A 1,847-nucleotide genomic window follows, 5' to 3' on the forward strand; every position below is an offset into this window, starting at 1 on the left:
TTTCCCACCATTTTAAATGTGGAGCATCCCCAATTTTTCCCTCGTTTAAACCGTTGTGCCGAACGTAATTTACAATTAAAAGCGATCGATGAAAGTAGCGCTCCCCAATGGCTAAAAACAATGCGTAAGCTACCCTTACAGCTAGGTATCGTCGGGGATCTCCTGCGATTGTATCTGATTAAACCCATAGATGCAGAAGCCACCAGAGAAATGGTACTTTAATCAGTTATCAGTTATCAGTTATCAGTTATCAGTTATCAGTTATCAGTTATCAGTTATCAGTTATCAGTTATCAGTTATCAGTTATCAGTTATCAGTTATCAGTTCACAGCAAAAAACTCCCCAATTTCCAATTCATAATTCATAATTCCCACACCCTACACCCTACACCCTACACCCTACTTCCCCACTTCCCCACTTCCCCCACTTCCCCACTTCCCCACTTCCCCACTTCCCCACTTCCCCACTTCCCCCACTTCCCCACTTCCCCACTTCCCCAAAAAATCAAAAGCGCAAGGTTTCCGAGAGAACATTTCCCTGCCACCTTCCGCTAGAGTATGATTAAAGCTGAGTTGTGAAATTGCCATTATCAGAGAAGTATGCAGGCGCACCCCGCATAATCTTCTAGACGGCGATTACTTGATCTGTTTGCCCCCACCAGAACAAGCTGCAAGAGTAGTACCAGTACCAGCAGCTGACCAAGTACCAGCCGCACTGATAGCCCCTGCACTGGGGTTAGTGGTTTGTTCACAGATAACGGCGGAGTAAACACCAGAGTCGGTTTGACCGACGGCAGATTCGTATTCTAGGATGTCATTAGTGTAAGTACTATTGGGAATAGCCGCATGGTTTGCACCAACTTGGCTGACAGAACCACCAATAACAGAAGCAAGAGTGCCAGTGCCACCATAGTACTGGCCAGTGAGTCCAATAGGTAAGTTAGAAACTTGGGTAAAGGTGGCGTTTTCCACGCGGTTAACTTGCTGGGCGCGGTTAACGGTACCGAGGTTGTTGCGAGCTTCCGCTTGTCTGCCTTTGGCTACCTGACCGAGGAGGTTGGGGAGAGCGATGGCGGCCAGTACACCGATGATGATAACAACAACTAGGAGTTCGATGAGGGTGAAACCTTTGTTACCGTTTTTTTTGTTGAGAGCTTGGATGAGTTTGAATTTGAAGGTAGAGTTCATGGGTATATCCTTTGGTAAGTGTTTTTTGTTCTCTATAAACAACTTACCCACCTGTTTCAGAAAACCTATCACCCTTGGAAAAATTTTTTTTGGGGAAGTGGGGTGGTGGGGGAACGGGGGAATGGGGGAATGGGGGAATGGGGGAATGGGGGAATGGGGTAGTGATGGGGTGATGGGGTGATGGGGTGGTGGGGTGGTGGGGTGGTGGGGTGATGGGGAATTTTCCTGAATTTAGGTTTGACAAGAGGTATTTATAAGGGAAAGTAAGAATCATCCATCAGGAAAGGGGAATTATGGTGCAAAAACCTAAGAAATTGCTGAACACCCATGAAGATCTAGAAGTTTATCTTGAATGTCGGGGTGAAGACCGTTCGGCTGAGCTCACGGCCGAAGCCCTCGCTTTTAGCGACGGGATGAAACCCCGACCAGTATAAAACAACGAAGCACGACATTTCGACACATTTCGACACATTTCGAGGGGCTTCGATGTAAAGGCTCAATGTAAGAGCTTCGATGTCAACTAAAATCTTGACAATCCGATGCTCTACAGGTTAACTTAAAATAAGTTGTTTGAGGTCGATAAACAATGATTGTCTTAGAAATGAAAGCCGTGGTCAAACCAAGTCAGTGTTCTGCCATTGATGAAGCTATTCGTACAGT

3 protein-coding genes and 2 pseudogenes are annotated in these 1,847 nt (G+C 46.2%); 3 read left to right on the forward strand and 2 right to left on the reverse strand.

Features of this window, described 5'->3' with window-relative positions; all coding sequences use genetic code 11:
* Nucleotides 1-222, forward strand: a pseudogene (locus tag O9324_RS01615) (magnesium-protoporphyrin IX monomethyl ester (oxidative) cyclase); the annotation flags it as partial.
* Nucleotides 191-367: a hypothetical protein gene (locus tag O9324_RS01620; protein ID WP_288139306.1), complete on the forward strand. Its 177-nt coding sequence runs from the start codon at nt 191-193 to the stop codon at nt 365-367. The pseudogene O9324_RS01615 and the gene O9324_RS01620, both read left to right, overlap by 32 nt.
* 31 nt (nt 368-398) lie before the next feature.
* Here the strand turns inward: O9324_RS01620 and O9324_RS01625 are convergent, their stop codons facing one another.
* Both O9324_RS01625 and O9324_RS01630 read right to left on the reverse strand, forming a co-directional pair.
* A complete protein-coding gene (locus O9324_RS01625; protein WP_288139307.1) occupies nt 399-587 on the reverse strand; it encodes a hypothetical protein in 189 nt (62 codons plus the stop codon).
* A 48-nt stretch (nt 588-635) separates the two neighbouring features.
* Nucleotides 636-1,187, reverse strand: coding sequence for a type IV pilin-like G/H family protein (locus O9324_RS01630; protein ID WP_288139308.1), 552 nt, complete (start codon nt 1,185-1,187; stop codon nt 636-638).
* Nucleotides 1,188-1,773: 586 nt separating this feature from the next.
* On the opposite strand from O9324_RS01630, the pseudogene O9324_RS01635 reads away from it, so the two are divergent.
* Nucleotides 1,774-1,847: pseudogene (locus O9324_RS01635) on the forward strand (transposase); the annotation flags it as partial.

Origin of the sequence: Microcystis sp. LE19-84.1B, from assembly GCF_027531875.1 — a bacterium.
Taxonomy (GTDB): Bacteria; Cyanobacteriota; Cyanobacteriia; order Cyanobacteriales; family Microcystaceae; genus Microcystis; species Microcystis panniformis.